This window comes from Rhodoferax sp. GW821-FHT09E07 (assembly GCF_059416145.1).
The window spans coordinates 573,683-588,886 of sequence record NZ_JBWKOP010000001.1 but is presented as its reverse complement, the minus strand read 5'-3'; the positions used below and the strand labels follow the sequence as shown (position 1 = coordinate 588,886).

Here is a 15,204-nt window from a genome sequence, read left to right as displayed (position 1 = left end):
GCATGACAAACGCTGCAACAGGCTCGCGCCTGCACCTGATTTATGCCCGCGCCGCCAATGGTGTGATCGGTATCAACGGCAAACTGCCCTGGCATTTGCCCGAAGACCTGGCGCACTTCAAACGCACCACGCTGGGCTGCCCCGTGATCATGGGTCGCAAGACCTGGGACTCGCTCCCCCCCAAATTCCGCCCTCTGCCGGGCCGTACCAACATTGTGGTCACGCGCCAGGAAGATTGGCATGAAAACGGTGCCCAGCCCGCGCAAAATCTGCGCAAAGCGCTACAACTTTGTGAGCAATCTCCCGACGTGTGGGTGATCGGAGGTGCCCAGCTGTATGCGCAAACTGAGCCGCTGGCGACTACCGCCGTGGTGACCGAGATTAAGAAAGACTTTGAAGGCGATGCCTTCGCCCCCAACTTGGGGCCAGCGTGGCGGGAAACCGCACGCGAACACCACGTGGCAGCCAGCGGGCTGCCCTTTAGTTTTGTCACGTACGCACGCGCTTAGGAGATTGATAGATGTCAGGTGATGGTTTTCACGTCCACGGCCCCCACGACCACGAGTTGGAGCACGCGACGCAAGGCGGCCATGGCGACCATGGTCACGGCAAGTCAGGAGGGATGATCAACCAGATCGCCATGTTCACGGCCATCATCGCCACGGTGGGCGCCATCTTTGCCTACATGGGCGGCGCCACGCAGGCCAATGCAGGTCTGTACAAGAACAATGCGGCGCTGAAGAAGACTGAAGCTTCCAACCAGTGGAATTTCTTCCAGGCCAAGAGCACCAAGCAGTCCCTGGCGGAACTGGCCATGAACCTGTCACCAGAGGCGGGCAAAGCCGCTTACCAGGCCAAGGTGGACCGCTACGAGAAAGAAAAAGGCGAGATCAAACTGGTCGCCGAGAAGCTGGAAGCCGAAGCCTCCGAGTGGGACCACCAGAGTGATGAGCAAATGCACCTGCACCACCGTTGGGCCCAGGCCACCACGGTGTTGCAGGTCGCCATTGCGTTGGCGGCCATCGCACTGCTTACCAAAAAGAAATGGCTGGAGTACGCCATGTTTGGCGTGGGCTCATTGGGCGTTCTGGTGGGCGCGCTCGCAGCACTGCACATCTGAGTGCTTGCGGCGCAGGCACGCGCCGCATGTCTCCTTACTTCTTGCCCAGTTGGTGGCCGATCACGCCACCGGCTGCGGCGCCAGCGGCAGTGCCCAGAACGCCTCCGCCCAACACGGCGCCCGCTGCCCCCCCAATGACAGCCCCGGTCGCCGTGCTTTTCTCTCGAGCGGTCATTCCTGCGCACCCCGTCAGGCTGAGCAACGCCAGAGCCAGGATTGACGCAGAGAGTGTGGAAGTCGAATATTTCATGAAAGAACCCCTTATGGTTGACATCGGCGATGTCTTATGGGGTCAGTATCAAAAATACCCGCACTTGCCGCTAGCAGACGAAGCCGCTAGTCTTTGTAGGACTGGTCCGACACCAAATAGAGCGCCCCGCCCATGGAAAGCGCGCGCAGATGCGTGCACACTAGCGACCAATCGCTGAGAACTTTCCTCACCCCATGTCCGCACTCAAGACCTTTCTCGTCGAAGACAGTCCCGTCATCCAGCAAAGTCTGATTGCGACGCTGGAGGAACTCACACCTGTCAAAGTCATTGGCATGGCCGAGGACGAGTGGCATGCCACACAGTGGCTTGCGGAGCCCGCGAATGATGTCAGCCTGGTCATCGTCGACATTTTTCTCAAACGCGGATCGGGGCTGGGGGTGTTGAAGGCTGCCCAGCATTTGGGGTCCCGCTGCTCACTGGTGGTGCTGAGCAATTACGCCACCAAGGACATACGCTCCAAGTGCCTGGCCCTGGGTGCCAGGCGGGTGTTTGACAAGTCCACGGAAATTGACGCTCTGATCCAGTACTGCAGCGAACTGGCCGAAGGGAGCAATACCACCGGCCCCGCTGCCTTGGGCGTATGAGCCCGCTACTGGATCAGCCCGTTCTTCAACCCGTAGTAGGTCAGATCGCTGTTGGACTCCAGCCCCATTTTTTCCATCACACGCGTGCGGTAGGTGCTGACCGTTTTCATGCTCAGCGACATGCTAGTGGCAATGTGGCTCACCGTTTCACCACGGGCCAGGCGCAGAAATACCTGCATCTCGCGCTCCGACAATTGTTCATGCGCCGGCTTGTCTCCGCCCTCGCCCAGCCCCTCCGCCAGCAGCTCAGCTACGCCCGGGGTGATGTACTTGCGTCCACGGTGCACGGTGCGAATGGCTTTGATGATGTCGGCCGGGTCACAGTCCTTGTTCAGGTAGCCGCTGGCACCATGGCGCAGCATGGTGGTGGCGTAATGCATCTCGGCAAAGCCGCTCAAGATCAGCACCGGCAAGTCCGGTGCGCGCGCCTTGATAGCCGCCAGCGCGTCTATGCCGCTGTGGTCGGGCATGGAAATGTCCATCACCATCACGTCCACTTCGCCCTGGCGCACCACATCCAGCGCTTCACGCCCATTGACCGCCTCGGCGACCACACAGAAGTCCTCCTCGTCCGAGAAGAACTGCCGCAGCCCGGCGCGGACCATGGCATGGTCATCCACAATGGCAATTCTGATCATGGGGTGCGACGAAATTTCATGCTGCATGATCCCATACTTTACAAAATTCCCCGCATATGAAGGTGCTCACTGTTGTCCAACGCCACCCAGTGGTGCTTGCCTTGGCATGCGCCGCAGCGGCTGCCATGATCTTTGTGAGCGAGGGCTCGTACTCCCAGTCCACAGCGACACTGGACAGCCTGACCGCCATGGGCGCGGCGCGCACCCAGATCCAGATGCTGGAGCGCAGCATGCTGGACGCAGAAACCGGACAACGCGGCTACCTGCTGACCCACCGCAAGGAGTACCTGCAGCCCTACGAGAAGGCGCTGGTCCGCATCGATGAGTCCTATCGGCACCTCGATGCCTTCTATGGCGAAGACACCGAGTCCCGCGATCTGCTCAAGCGCCTGCACGAGCTCACCGAAACCAAACTGTCCGAACTGGCGCTGACCCTGCAACTGGATGAAAAAGGCCATGGCCAGGCGGGCACCGAGATCCTGCTGACCGACATTGGCAGGGAAAAAATGGACGCCGTACGGGCCGTATGCGCCGAGCTGCTGGCCTACCAGACGCAGAACGTGACCGCACGACGCGCCGAGCTGTTTCGCAGCCTCATGCTGGGGCGCATCGGGGTTGCCTTGCTCAGCCTCATCAGCCTGATCGCCCTGTTCTACTACCTGCGCCAGTCTCTGGCGCTGAAGCTGCAACAGCAGGAGCTGCAGCGCGTGGTTCAGCTTGAGCGCGACCGCCTCGAGGTGGAAGTCGTTCAGCGCACCACTGAGCTCACCCAATTGGCGCAGCACCTGCAAACGGCGCGCGAAGATGAACGCCAGCGCCTGGCACGCGACCTGCACGACGATTTGGGTTCGCTGCTGACGTCGGCCAAACTGGACGCTGCGCGCATTCGCTCCCGGCTCTCACAGGGGCCCTCCGAGGCTGTGGAGCTGCTGGCCCATCTGGTGGGCACTCTCAACAGCGGCATTGCACTGGGGCGGCGCATCATTGAAGACTTGCGCCCGTCCTCGCTGAGCAACCTGGGCCTGGTGGCGGCGTTGGACATTCTGGTGCGCGAGTATGCGGACCATTCCGGCGTGGAGGTGCATTGCGATCTGGAGCCCGTGAATCTGCGCATTTCTGCCGAACTTATGGTCTACCGTCTGGTGCAAGAGGCCATTACCAACATCACCAAATATGCGCGCGCCAGCCACGTATGGGTGAGCCTGGTGACCAAGGATGACATGGTGGAAATCACCGTGCGCGACGATGGAGTGGGCTTTGACGCCAGCAGCAAGCCCACATCCGCCCACGGACTGGTCGGCATGCGTTTCAGGGTGGAAGCCGAAGGCGGCACCCTGCGTCTGGTGTCTGCGCCGGGCCAGGGCACACGCATCCATGCGCGCATTCCCCAAGCCGGTCCCACCTCCTCCTAGCCTGTATCAAGGGCTGTCAGCGCAGTCCTACACGTTTTCACGACGTTTCCCCACACACAGACGGCGAGCTGCCCTATCGCCTTTGCGCGCCTGGCAAGACACACTGGACCCATCGCATTCACACCCGTTTGCACCCATGTGTTAACCGGACGAGACACCGTTCTCGCCCATTTGCCAGGAGCTGAAAATGCTGCATTACGCCGTTGTCTTCTTTGTCATTGCCTTGATTGCTGCCCTGTTTGGTTTTGGTGGCATTGCCGCCAGCGCAGTCGGCATTGCGAAGATTCTTTTCATCGTTTTCCTGATCCTCGCTGTCGCCAGTTTCCTGTTCAGTTTGATCAAGGGGATTTGAGTGCTGCATCCTCTGCTTCTGTTGCTGTCCAGCCGGACCCAGTTGCTGGCGGAACACGCTGAGGGCTATGCCGCATTGGTGGCCGCCGAGGCCGGTGTGGCATCGGCCATCTGGAAGCGCAATGCATTGCTCCACGCCCTGGCCTTGTGCACCTTTGGCGCTGCCGCCGTACTCACAGGCGTGGCCTTGATGCTGTGGGCCACGGTGCCTCCGCAAAACATCCAGGCACCCTGGGCACTGTGGGCTGCCCCCTTGTTGCCAGCAGTCATGGCCTTGGTGTGCACCTTGCTCGCAAGGCTGTCCTCAGCCCCTGGGGCATTCAGCCAACTACGCCAACAGCTCAAGGCCGACATGGCCCTGCTGGCAGAGGCGAGCCAACCATGAGCAACGACGCTATCACCGCTGCCACGGCTCGCCTGACGCTTTCACGCATGCGGCTGCGCCAGGCACTGCATACGCACAGCGACGCTGCGCCCGCCGCATGGCTCTGGGGGCAGCGTGCGACCCCTGAATGGATGGCACACCTGAGAGCGTCGCCTGAAATGCAGTCCTTGTGGACAAAGGCCAAAGCGCAGTTTCAAGTGCACCCACTGGGGTGGACGCTGGGCGTTGTCGCCGCTGCGGCCGTGCTGGCCTGGAGTCGCCCATGGCGCTGGATATTCCAGCCTGCGGTGGTGGCCAGCCTGCTGCCCTACCTGGTGAGCAGCCTGCGCGCCCGCGAACCGCCGCCCCCCTGACCCGTTCCGCCCACAGGCAGTGGGGCCCATCACTGCCCTCGTCAACACCATTTTTTAATTGGAGATTCACCATGAACTTACGTACCACCCTCGCCATTGCTTTCACATCCCTGGCACTGCTCTTCACCGCGGGTTGCGCGGTGAGCCGCGGTCAGGAAACTGTAGGCGCCTATGTGGATGACACCGCGATCACCACGTCCGTCAAAAGCCGCTTTGTAGAGAACAAAACGGTGGACGCTGCAGCCATCAGCGTAGAGACCTTGAACGGCACCGTGATGCTGTCTGGATTTGCCAAGAACACCAGCGAAAAGCTGACCGCTGAAACCATCGCCCGCGGCGTCAAGGGTGTCAAGGCTGTGAAGAATGAAATCGCCATCCGGCCCTGAGCGTTGACCATCCATCGTTCACCGCTGTAACCAACCTCCAAGAAGTCACTCATGAATTGGGACCGCATACAAGGCAACTGGAAGCAAGCCACTGGCAAGGCCAAAGAACAGTGGGGCAAGCTGACCGACGATGACCTGGATGTCATCGCGGGCCGACGAGACCAGCTGGCCGGAAAAATCCAGGAGCGCTACGGCGTTGCCAAGGATGAAGCCGAGAAGCAATTGGCGGCTTGGGAGCGCAAGGCCACAGACGCCTGGTTTACCGACAAGCCCTGAGCCAAGATGCTTTGCTCAGGCCCCGCACACCGCAAGGCGTGCGGGGTTTTCGTATGGATCATTCCAACCAAGTGGAGCAGAATGATTGGGTCACATATCAAGAACGGTGGGACTCTGTGCATACACGCTCCAGCTTCGAGGCCAAGGTGCTGGCGGCTTTCACGGCTGCCGTGGTGGTGGTATGCCTGTTGTGGGCCAGCATCTGGAAGCTGGGGGGCGACACCACCCAGGCTCTGCGCCTGGTAGGACACACGCACGAAGTCATCAGCACCCTGGCCCATATCCGCAGCGATACGCTGCAGGTAGAGATCAGCACCCAAAACTTCCGCGTCACGGGTGATCCGGCCTTTTTGACCGAACGGGATGCCACTATGGCCCAGCGCGAAACCGCTGTGGCACGCCTGCAGCGACTGACCTTGGACAGTCCCAGCCAACAGGAGCGCTGGGGCCAGTTGCGCGAGGTGCTCGACCAGCGCATGGCCATTTCTAAACGTGTGGAATGGTTGCGCAAGACCCAGGGCCAGGAGGCGGCCAATGCGTTCATTGCCATCTCGCCTTTGAAGGAAACCCGCGAACGCACCTACCGGCTGATCAGCAGCATGGAAGACACCGAAAATCTGCTGCTACAAGACCGCACCCGCACGCAGCAACGCACGCAACAGCTCTTGCTGGCCGCGGGCATTGCAGTGACCGTGTTGTTACTGGCATTGTTGTCAGCCACCTATGTCCTGATCAAGCGCCAACTGCGCGACACCGAAGCCAGCCACCGCGCCCAGGCCGCCAGCGAAGAGAGCCTGTCCACTACGCTGTACTCCATAGGGGACGCAGTCTTGGCGACCGACACGCGCGGCCACATTGTGCGCATGAACCCGGTCGCAGAGCAGCTGACCGGATGGTCCCAGGCAGAGGCGCTGGGCCGCCCGGTGGACGAGGTCTTCCACATCGTGCACGAATTCACACGCCTGCCCGCGCAGGTACCGGTGACCAAGGTCATTGCGACCGGCGAAGTCCAGGTGCTGGCCAACCACACGGCGCTGATTGCACGCGATGGCCGCGAGTGCCCCATTGCGGACAGCGCAGCCCCCATTCGTGACAGCAGCGGTCAGCTGGTCGGCGTGGTTCTGGTGTTTCGCGATGAGACCACGGCCCGACTGGCGCAGAACGCCGTGCGTGAGCACAGCGCGCTACTGGAGCAGCGCGTACAGGAGCGCACCGCGCAACTGCGTGAAAGCGAAGACCACCTGCGCAGCGTGATCAACAACGTGCCCGCGTTGATTGCGTTTGTGGATGCCCAGCAGCGCTATGTGTATGTGAACCAGCAGTACCAGGAACGGTTTGCCCCCGCGCGGACGGACCTGGGTGGCTGTACGGTGCGAGAGATCCTGGGCGAAGCGCGCTACGCCATTGCAGCGCCACTCATAGCGAAGGTCTTGCAAGGGGAGCCGCAAAGCTACGACTGGCAACCATTCCCCGGCGTCTGGCAGCTCATCCGCTACATGCCCAAACGCGATGCACAAGACCAGGTCAGCGGTTACTACGTGTTGGGCTCCGACATCACGGAGCGCAAACTTGCAGAGGAAAAGATCCAAGGACTTTACAAGGAGCTAGAGCAGCGCGTGCATGAACTGGAAAGTGCCAGCCGCGCCCTGCGTACCTTGAGTGCAGGCAACCGCGCCATGCTACGCGCCACTGAAAAGAAGGCCTTGCTGAACGGCATGTGCAGCGCGATTGTGGAAGCTGGGGGATACCCGATGGCGGTGGTCTGGTATGTGGGCACTGAGCCGGGCGCCCCCCTACGCCCCATGGCCCAATGCGGACATCCCGCCGGGCTGGAGGGCTTGCAAATGCAGGACAACCACTGGGTGGACGATGGGCAGGACCGCGGTGTCGTTACCACTGCCATCCGCACAGGCAAGACCTGCACCGACCAGGATCCGCGCCAGGAGTCTGGCCGCGTGCCTTGGCAGGCCAACCTGCATGGCCATGCCCATGCCGTGGCGTGCCCACTGCACGTGGGCGGTGCGGTCATCGGTGCACTGGTGATTTACGGTGCACAGCCTGAACCCTTTGGCACCGATGAAATCACCCTGCTGACCGAATCCGCCGACGACCTGGCCTTTGGCATATCCAACCTGCGCGCCCGTGCCGAGCAACAACGCGTGGAGGACGCGATGCAGCGCCTGTCCCTCCACGATCCGCTCACCGGACTACCCAATGAGGCGCAATTCACCGCGCTGCTGGTGGATGCCATCGAGACCTCGACACGGCGGCGCCAGCCTTTTGCGGTGTTGCAAGCCAATATTGAGCGCCTCAGCGAAATTAACGATGCCCTGGGCTTCAGCCGCGGGGACCAGATGCTGCAGGAGTTTGGGGCCCGCATGAGCGACGCCGCTACGCCATCCGCCAAGGTGGCACGCCTGCGGGGCGACGAATTTGCGATCTTGTTGCCGGGCAGTGACGTGGGGGCGGCCCTGTCCATGGTGCGGCGCCTGGAGGACGCGCTGGCCCGCCCATTTGCTGTGGCCGACATCGCGCTGCACGTGTCCGCGTGGATCGGCGTGAGCCTTTTCCCCGGCCACGGTACTACGCCCCACGATCTTTACCGGCATATGGACATTGCGGTACACCAGGCCAAGAAAAAAGGACTGCGCCATATTGTTTATGACCCCAGCATGAGCCAAAACCAGGCGCACCGCCTGAACATGGCCGGTGAGTTGCAGCGGGCCATTGAGGCCGGCGACCTGATGCTCTATGTGCAACCCAAGGTAGAGATCGCCACCCGCCGGGTGTGCGGTGTGGAAGGTCTGGTGCGTTGGCGCCACGCCGAACGTGGGGTGATCCCGCCCGGAGAATTCATTGGACTGGCAGAACACACAGGGTTGATCAGACCCCTGACCGAATGGGTGATCCAGACCGGCGTGCGCCTGATCCAGGCGTGGCAAGCGCAAGGCCATGCACTTCCCATTGCGGTGAACTTGTCGGCGCGCAATTTACGGGACGACGACCTGCTCGACAAAATCCGCCGTTGGCAAACCCAGTGGGGCGCAGCCGCTGGCCTGCTGGAGATGGAAATCACGGAAAGCGCGGTGATGGAGGATGCCGAGCTGGCGCTGCGCGTGCTGCACGGCCTACGCCTGGAAAGCATCACGCTGTACCTGGACGACTTCGGCACCGGCTACTCGTCGCTGAGCTACCTGCAAAAACTGCCGGTGTCCTACATCAAGATTGACAAGTCATTTGTGAGCGACATGTCGCGGGCCAATGACTCGGCGGTGATCGTGCGCTCCACCATCGACTTGGCTCACGACCTGGACTGCAAAACCGTGGCCGAGGGCGTGGAAACTCAGGCACAGTGGGATCAACTGGCCGCCTTTGGCTGCGACATGGCCCAGGGCTATTTCATCGCCCGCCCCATGCCGGCCGAAGACTTTCCGGCCTGGCTGGAGAGCTACCAGGCGCAGGGCTGAATTCGCTTCCGCCATGGGCGGGTTATCCACGGCATGTGGCTGCGTTGAACAGCGCTGGCGACACCAAATCCGCGTGCTTCACGCTGCAGGGTGAGATGGAGTCTTCGGTGCGCGAGGTGCGACAATGCGCCGCGGATGAAAGCGTAGCCATTGTGTCCCCCCAAGGGCGCCGACTTCCCTCCCTTTTTTCGACTCATGCACCCCATCACCATGAAACTTGCCACCTGGAACGTGAACTCTTTGGGCGTACGCCTGCCGCAGGTGCTGGACTGGCTGGCGGCCAATCCGGTGGATGTGTTGGCGATGCAGGAGCTCAAGCTCACAGACGACAAATTTCCTGCCGACGCCTTTGCCGCCGCAGGCTACACGGCCCAGTGGTTTGGCCAAAAAACTTACAACGGTGTGGCCCTGCTCGCCCGCACGCCGATTACCAATGTGGTGAAGAACATTCCCGGGTTTGAGGACGACATGGCACGCGTGATCACGGGCACGGTCAACGGTGTGCGAGTGATCGGTGGGTACTTCCCCAATGGCCAGGAGCCTGGCAGTGAGAAGTTTGAATACAAGATGGAGTGGCTGACCGCTCTACGCCGCTGGGTCAAGGAGGAGATGGCCGCGCACCCCCAGCTGGTGATCATGGGGGACTACAACATTACCTTTGACGATGATGACGTGTGGGACCCGGCTGCCTTGTTTGAAACCATCCACTGCACCGAGGAAGAACGCTACCACCTGCGTGCGCTGATTGCACTGGGGCTGACCGACAGCCACCGCCTGTTTGCGCAACCGCCCAAGAGCTTCAGCTGGTGGGACTACCGCGACGCAGGTTTTCGCCGCAACCGCGGCCTGCGTATCGATCACATCCTGGTCAGCAATGCGCTCAAGCCGCTGGTGCGGGCCTGCACCATCGACAAGGTGCCACGCAAGAACGAGCGTCCCAGTGACCATGCGCCGGTGGTGGTCGATATCGCGCTGGACTGACCCATAAAAGGCAAAAGGCCCGCACGACACGGGCCTTTTTACTATCATTTCAGGAGCTACCCGCGCATATTCCACGGGGGCTAGCAGCCTAAAACACGTATCGACTATTCGAGACCCAGCTCCTGGATCTTGCGCGTAATAGTGTTACGGCCAATGCCGAGTTTCTGCGCAGCTTCAATTCGGCGCCCCTTGGTGTTCGCCAGGGCGGCAAGGATGAGGCGTGACTCAAAACGCCGCGTCAACGTATCCCACACATCGGCCTGGCCCGAACCCAACAGTGCCACCGCCTCGGTTTCCAGCTCGGCCTCCCAGCCCTCCAGCGGCCCATGGGCCGCGGCGGCACGGGCCAGCACGTGGGAGAGATCAGGCTCTGACTCCATGGCGGGAGCAACAACAGAAGGAACCGCATACGCCAAGCCATCTTTGCCCAGCACCTCGGAGGAGGCCGTCAGCACCGGTGCTGCCGCAGGCGCTGGCAGGCCCGAGCCCTCGCGGCCCATGCTCACTTCGGGCGGCAGATCTTTGCGTTCAATCACCTGCGCCGGCGCCATCACCGTAAGCCAGTGGCAGATGTTCTCTAGCTGACGCACATTGCCGGGGAAGCCAAAGCCTTCCAGCCAAGCCAGCGCGGTATCGGAAATTCGCTTGGGCTCCACGCCCAGTTGCTTGGCGCTTTGCTGCAGGAAGTGGCGCGTCAGCATGGCCACATCTTCCTTGCGCTCACGCAAAGCAGGCAGCCGCAGACGAATCACGTTGAGGCGGTGGAACAAATCCTCACGGAACACGCCATCCTTGACGCGCTGCTCCAGGTCCTGGTGGGTCGCCGCAATCACGCGCACGTTCGACTTGACGGCACTGTGACCACCCACGCGGTAGAAATGTCCGTCACTCAAAACGCGCAACAAACGCGTTTGCAGCTCAAACGGCATGTCGCCAATTTCATCGAGAAACAGCGTGCCACCATCAGCCTGCTCAAAGCGGCCGCGGCGCATAGTCTGCGCTCCGGTGAAGGCACCGCGCTCGTGGCCAAAGAGTTCGCTCTCCAGCAGGTCCTTGGGAATGGCCGCGGTGTTGATGGCCACAAAGGGGCCGTCGGCGCGCGGCGAATGCTTGTGCAGCGCACGCGCCACCAGCTCTTTGCCGGAGCCCGATTCGCCAGTGATCATGACCGTGACGTTGCTTTGGCTCAGCCGGCCAATCGCACGGAACACGTCCTGCATGGCGGGTGCCTGGCCCAGCATTTCGGGGGACTCGGCCATGCGCTCTTCGGCCACCTCTTCGCGCTGGCTTTCTTCCACCGCACGGCGGATCAACTCCACCGCCTTGGGCAGGTCAAACGGCTTGGGCAGGTATTCAAAGGCACCGCCCTGGAAGGCGCTTACAGCACTGTCCAGATCGGAAAATGCCGTCATGATGATGACGGGCAAACCGGGGTGTTTGGCCTTGACCTTGTCGAGCAGATCCAGCCCGGATCCGCCTGGCATGCGAATATCGCTCACCAGAATTTGGGGGCCCTCATCGTCCGCGGCCGTGGCCAGGGCACTCAGTACATCGCGTGGATTGGAAAAGCTGCGTGTGGGCAGATGCTCACGCAGCAGCGCCTTCTCCAGCACGAAGCGGATGGACTGGTCATCATCTACGATCCAAATCGGCTTCATGTTGTGGCGCACCCTTGTGTTTTTGTGTTTACGGTAACGGGATCAGTATTTTGAAATCCGTTCGGCCTGGCACGCTATCCACTTCAATCAAACCGTGGTGTTGCTGAACAAAGGTTTGCGCCAATGTCAGCCCCAGCCCCGAACCACCTTCTCTGCCCGACACCAGCGGATAAAAAATGCGGTCTCTGATCGAATCTGGCACACCAGGTCCGTTGTCGATGACATGCAATTCCAATGCCAACCGATAGCGCTGTTTACCGAACGTTACCTGACGGGCTACACGCGTGCGAAATGTGAGCCGTGCATCGCCCGCGGCAATGCGCTCTGACAAGGCCTGGCAGCCGTTGTGGGCGATGTTCAATACCGTCTGGATGAGTTGCTCTCGGTCCCCACGAAATTCCGGGATCGACGTGTCATAGTCACGCACCACACGCAGACCGCGCGGGAATTCGGCCATGATCAGCGAGCGCACACGCTCGCACACTTCGTGGATGTTCACGTCGCCCACCAGGTGGGGCCTGCGATGGGGTGCCAAGAGCCGATCCACCAAGCTTTGCAGACGGTCTGCCTCATGGATGATGACCTGGGTGTATTCGGTCAGCTCGGGCGACTCCATCTCCATCTCGAGCAACTGTGCTGCGCCACGGATACCACCCAAGGGGTTCTTGATCTCATGGGCCAGGTTGCGGATCAGTTCCTTGTTGGTCTGCGCTTGCTCAGCCAGACGCTCTTCGCGGTCCTGGCGGGTCTGCTGTTCCAGAGGCACCATCTCGATGATGATTTCTTCGGAGAACTCAGTGCGCGTGACAATCACGTGGACCGGCATGGGGTCCAACGCCGCGCGCTTGAGCCAGGCGTCATAGCGCAAGGCCGCAAAAGCGTTTTCTGCGGCCCCTTCCAGCGCGCTTTGCAAGGCGGCCGGCTCCGTGAATACATCCGCGAAGCTGGAACCCACAATGGTTCTGCGCGAAGTGCCCAGCGCATCTTCCAGCGCAGCGTTGGAAAACTGCACGGAGGCATCTGCATACACCACAGCCACCAGGGTGGCCAGCAGGTCAAACGATTGGAAACGCTCGGGGATAGGGTCTGTGCGGGTCACGGGCATGGAAATAGTCAAATACGGCGCAGCCAGCCGGGCCACACAACCGCGGCACCGCTATTTGGCGAGTGGCGCAGACTGGGCCGTAGCCCCACCGGGCACACGGCCCAGCTCGCGGCGAATACCGGCAATGTCACTCTCGTTGCGGGCAATGGCGGCCTTGAGTTCGGCCACGCGGTCCAGGTACTTCTGGTAGTTGCGGGTTTCAGGACCCAGCTTTTCAGGCTCACCGTTGTTGTACTCCTTGAGCAGCTCGATCTGCTTGGCTTCAGCCTTCTTGAGTTCCGCCTCAAGAATCAGCCGTGCATCCGAATCTTTGGCACGCTGATCGGGTGAATCCACACGCGCCGGGCTCGGCGCTGCTGAAGCGACTTTCGTACCAGGCTTTTGTGCCTGCACGACGGTGACATTGCCGCCTGAGATCAACTTGCAGTTCTTCGCCTGGGCCTCGGACACCGTGTTGGTGTACTCGTTGCCACAACGGTAAATGCGCTCCTGCGCGAACGCGCCGGAAAGCGAGCCAAAAGCTATCAAAAAAATCAAAGAATGGGTATTCATGCTGTGTCCGCGCTAACGGGGTGCCTGGCGGTGGATTCAGTATGCGCCAAAAAGTGCCCAAAAACAAAACCGCCACCAGTATCCCTGCCAATTGGACACAAATCTGTATCGGTGTGTTTGCAAAAAAAAGGACGGCTTGCGCCGTCCTTTCTACAGAAAACCACTGCCGCAGAGGCAGCGGAAATCACAGGGAGTAGTACATGTCGTATTCGACAGGGTGTACCGACATGCGGTAACGGGTCACTTCTTGCATCTTCAGATCGATGTAGGCATCGATCATAGAGTCGGTGAACACACCACCCTTGGTCAAGAAGCCGCGGTCCTTGTCCAGGTGCTCCAACGCTTGGTCCAGGCTGTGGCACACGGTTGGTACCTTGGCATCTTCCTCGGGAGGCAGATGGTAGAGATCCTTGGTGGCTGCTTCGCCGGGATGGATCTTGTTTTCCACACCGTCCAGACCTGCCATCAACAGGGCCGAGAAGCCCAGGTAGGGGTTCATCAATGGATCGGGGAAGCGGGCTTCCACGCGACGGCCCTTGGGGTTCGCCACAAACGGGATGCGGATGGAAGCGGAACGGTTCTTGGCGGAGTACGCCAGCTTGACCGGAGCTTCGAAGTGAGGAACCAGGCGCTTGTAGCTGTTGGTACCGGGGTTGGTGATAGCGTTCAGGGCACGTGCGTGCTTGATGATGCCGCCGATGTAGTACAGCGCGAAGTCAGACAGACCGGCATAGCCGTCGCCAGCAAACAGGTTCTTGCCGTCTTTCCACACGGACTGGTGCACGTGCATGCCGGAACCGTTGTCACCGTGGTAAGGCTTGGGCATGAAGGTGGCGGTCTTGCCGTAGGCATTGGCCACGTTGTGCACCACATACTTTTGCAGCATGGTCCAGTCAGCACGTTCCACCAGGGTGGAGAACTTAGTGCCGATTTCGTTTTGGCCAGCGCCCGCCACTTCGTGGTGGAACACTTCAACTGGGATGCCCAGGGATTCGAGAATCAGGGACATCTCTGCGCGCATGTCTTGCGTGCTGTCGACTGGAGGCACGGGGAAGTAGCCGCCCTTCACTGTGGGACGGTGGCCGCGGTTGCCGCCTTCGAGCTTGGAACCAGTGTTCCAAGGTGCTTCGTACTCGTCGATTTCGTAGAAGGTGTTGTTGGATTCAGTGCTCCAGCGCACGCCGTCGAAGATGAAGAATTCTGGCTCAGGACCGAAGTAGGCTGCGTCGCCGATACCGGAAGCCTTCAGGTAGGCTTCTGCGCGCTTGGCGATGGAACGGGGATCGCGGTCGTAGGCCTTGCCGTCAGCAGGTTCCACCACGTCACAGTTCATGATGATGGTGGTTTCTTCGAAGAAGGGGTCGATGTTGGCCGTGTTGGGATCGGGCATCAACAACATGTCGGAAGCCTCGATGCCCTTCCAGCCGGCGATGGAAGAACCGTCGAACGCATGGCCGGAGGTGAACTTGTCTTCGTCGAAATGCGAGACAGGCACGGTGGTGTGCTGCTGCTTACCGCGGGTATCGGTGAAACGGAAGTCAACAAACTTGACTTCGTTCTCTTTCACCATCTTCATCACGTCTGCGACGGTCTTGGCCATCAAATACTCCTGTTGCACGGTTGTAAAAAAGAATTGCCCCGTCTTCAATGCAGCTTTTGTGCCAA

Annotated in this window: 17 protein-coding genes; 11 read left to right on the top strand and 6 right to left on the bottom strand. The window is 60.7% G+C overall.

Annotated elements, in window-relative coordinates; translation table 11 throughout:
* Positions 1–2 precede the first annotated feature (2 nt).
* Positions 3–509, top strand: a complete 507-nt coding sequence (locus tag AC07OE_RS02880; RefSeq protein WP_495069053.1) for a dihydrofolate reductase — start codon at positions 3–5, stop codon at positions 507–509.
* An 11-nt stretch (positions 510–520) separates the two neighbouring features.
* Entirely contained in the window at positions 521–1,120 is a 600-nt protein-coding gene (locus AC07OE_RS02875; protein WP_495069052.1) for a DUF4337 domain-containing protein, read from the top strand.
* 34 nt (positions 1,121–1,154) lie between these two features.
* On the opposite strand, the gene AC07OE_RS02870 is transcribed toward AC07OE_RS02875, so the two are convergent.
* The gene (locus AC07OE_RS02870; protein ID WP_495069051.1) at positions 1,155–1,370 is read right to left on the bottom strand and encodes a YMGG-like glycine zipper-containing protein; all 216 of its coding nucleotides are present in this window, start codon (positions 1,368–1,370) and stop codon (positions 1,155–1,157) included.
* A 194-nt stretch (positions 1,371–1,564) separates the two neighbouring features.
* On the opposite strand from AC07OE_RS02870, the gene AC07OE_RS02865 reads away from it, so the two are divergent.
* Positions 1,565–1,975 carry a response regulator gene (locus AC07OE_RS02865; RefSeq protein WP_495069050.1) on the top strand — a complete coding sequence of 137 codons (411 nt, stop codon included), beginning with the start codon at positions 1,565–1,567 and terminating at the stop codon, positions 1,973–1,975.
* A gap of 5 nt (positions 1,976–1,980) precedes the next feature.
* Here AC07OE_RS02865 and AC07OE_RS02860 read toward each other — a convergent pair whose 3' ends face one another.
* A complete protein-coding gene (locus AC07OE_RS02860; RefSeq protein ID WP_495069049.1) occupies positions 1,981–2,613 on the bottom strand; it encodes a response regulator in 633 nt (210 codons plus the stop codon).
* Between the two features lie 56 nt (positions 2,614–2,669).
* On the opposite strand from AC07OE_RS02860, the gene AC07OE_RS02855 reads away from it, so the two are divergent.
* From AC07OE_RS02855 to AC07OE_RS02820, 8 genes are all read left to right on the top strand, one after another.
* Positions 2,670–4,025: a CHASE3 domain-containing protein gene (locus AC07OE_RS02855; protein WP_495069048.1), complete on the top strand. Its 1,356-nt coding sequence runs from the start codon at positions 2,670–2,672 to the stop codon at positions 4,023–4,025.
* A 187-nt stretch (positions 4,026–4,212) separates the two neighbouring features.
* A complete protein-coding gene (locus tag AC07OE_RS02850; protein WP_495069047.1) occupies positions 4,213–4,377 on the top strand; it encodes a DUF1328 domain-containing protein in 165 nt (54 codons plus the stop codon).
* A complete protein-coding gene (locus tag AC07OE_RS02845; RefSeq protein WP_495069046.1) occupies positions 4,378–4,761 on the top strand; it encodes a hypothetical protein in 384 nt (127 codons plus the stop codon).
* On the top strand, positions 4,758–5,114 hold the full coding sequence (locus AC07OE_RS02840; protein WP_495069045.1) for a hypothetical protein: 357 nt from the start codon (positions 4,758–4,760) through the stop codon (positions 5,112–5,114). The genes AC07OE_RS02845 and AC07OE_RS02840 overlap by 4 nt, the downstream gene beginning before the upstream one ends.
* A gap of 71 nt (positions 5,115–5,185) precedes the next feature.
* A complete protein-coding gene (locus AC07OE_RS02835) occupies positions 5,186–5,500 on the top strand; it encodes a BON domain-containing protein (protein WP_495069044.1) in 315 nt (104 codons plus the stop codon).
* Positions 5,501–5,551: 51 nt separating this feature from the next.
* On the top strand, positions 5,552–5,776 hold the full coding sequence (locus AC07OE_RS02830) for a CsbD family protein (protein ID WP_495069043.1): 225 nt from the start codon (positions 5,552–5,554) through the stop codon (positions 5,774–5,776).
* Between the two features lie 116 nt (positions 5,777–5,892).
* Entirely contained in the window at positions 5,893–9,243 is a 3,351-nt protein-coding gene (locus tag AC07OE_RS02825; protein WP_495069042.1) for an EAL domain-containing protein, read from the top strand.
* Between the two features lie 210 nt (positions 9,244–9,453).
* On the top strand, positions 9,454–10,224 hold the full coding sequence (locus AC07OE_RS02820; protein WP_495069041.1) for an exodeoxyribonuclease III: 771 nt from the start codon (positions 9,454–9,456) through the stop codon (positions 10,222–10,224).
* Positions 10,225–10,328: 104 nt separating this feature from the next.
* On the opposite strand, the gene ntrC is transcribed toward AC07OE_RS02820, so the two are convergent.
* From ntrC to glnA, 4 genes are all read right to left on the bottom strand, one after another.
* Positions 10,329–11,882 carry a nitrogen regulation protein NR(I) gene (gene ntrC / locus AC07OE_RS02815; protein ID WP_495069040.1) on the bottom strand — a complete coding sequence of 518 codons (1,554 nt, stop codon included), beginning with the start codon at positions 11,880–11,882 and terminating at the stop codon, positions 10,329–10,331.
* Between the two features lie 28 nt (positions 11,883–11,910).
* Entirely contained in the window at positions 11,911–12,987 is a 1,077-nt protein-coding gene (gene glnL, locus AC07OE_RS02810) for a nitrogen regulation protein NR(II) (RefSeq protein ID WP_495069039.1), read from the bottom strand.
* Positions 12,988–13,038: 51 nt separating this feature from the next.
* Positions 13,039–13,539 (bottom strand): hypothetical protein, encoded by a 501-nt coding sequence (locus tag AC07OE_RS02805; RefSeq protein WP_495069038.1) that lies wholly within the window; start codon positions 13,537–13,539, stop codon positions 13,039–13,041.
* 184 nt (positions 13,540–13,723) lie between these two features.
* Positions 13,724–15,139 carry a type I glutamate--ammonia ligase gene (gene glnA, locus AC07OE_RS02800; RefSeq protein ID WP_495069037.1) on the bottom strand — a complete coding sequence of 472 codons (1,416 nt, stop codon included), beginning with the start codon at positions 15,137–15,139 and terminating at the stop codon, positions 13,724–13,726.
* Positions 15,140–15,204: the final 65 nt, after the last annotated feature.

Coding starts and splice junctions, on each gene's coding strand:
- AC07OE_RS02840 (WP_495069045.1), top strand. CDS start 4,758: ATGAGCAACGACGCTATCACCGCTGCCACGGCTCGCCTGACGCTTTCA.
- AC07OE_RS02820 (WP_495069041.1), top strand. CDS start 9,454: ATGAAACTTGCCACCTGGAACGTGAACTCTTTGGGCGTACGCCTGCCG.
- ntrC (WP_495069040.1), bottom strand. CDS start 11,882: ATGAAGCCGATTTGGATCGTAGATGATGACCAGTCCATCCGCTTCGTG.
- AC07OE_RS02880 (WP_495069053.1), top strand. CDS start 3: ATGACAAACGCTGCAACAGGCTCGCGCCTGCACCTGATTTATGCCCGC.
- AC07OE_RS02830 (WP_495069043.1), top strand. CDS start 5,552: ATGAATTGGGACCGCATACAAGGCAACTGGAAGCAAGCCACTGGCAAG.
- AC07OE_RS02870 (WP_495069051.1), bottom strand. CDS start 1,370: ATGAAATATTCGACTTCCACACTCTCTGCGTCAATCCTGGCTCTGGCG.
- AC07OE_RS02850 (WP_495069047.1), top strand. CDS start 4,213: ATGCTGCATTACGCCGTTGTCTTCTTTGTCATTGCCTTGATTGCTGCC.
- AC07OE_RS02860 (WP_495069049.1), bottom strand. CDS start 2,613: ATGATCAGAATTGCCATTGTGGATGACCATGCCATGGTCCGCGCCGGG.
- AC07OE_RS02855 (WP_495069048.1), top strand. CDS start 2,670: ATGAAGGTGCTCACTGTTGTCCAACGCCACCCAGTGGTGCTTGCCTTG.
- AC07OE_RS02875 (WP_495069052.1), top strand. CDS start 521: ATGTCAGGTGATGGTTTTCACGTCCACGGCCCCCACGACCACGAGTTG.
- glnA (WP_495069037.1), bottom strand. CDS start 15,139: ATGGCCAAGACCGTCGCAGACGTGATGAAGATGGTGAAAGAGAACGAA.
- AC07OE_RS02865 (WP_495069050.1), top strand. CDS start 1,565: ATGTCCGCACTCAAGACCTTTCTCGTCGAAGACAGTCCCGTCATCCAG.
- AC07OE_RS02805 (WP_495069038.1), bottom strand. CDS start 13,539: ATGAATACCCATTCTTTGATTTTTTTGATAGCTTTTGGCTCGCTTTCC.
- glnL (WP_495069039.1), bottom strand. CDS start 12,987: ATGCCCGTGACCCGCACAGACCCTATCCCCGAGCGTTTCCAATCGTTT.
- AC07OE_RS02835 (WP_495069044.1), top strand. CDS start 5,186: ATGAACTTACGTACCACCCTCGCCATTGCTTTCACATCCCTGGCACTG.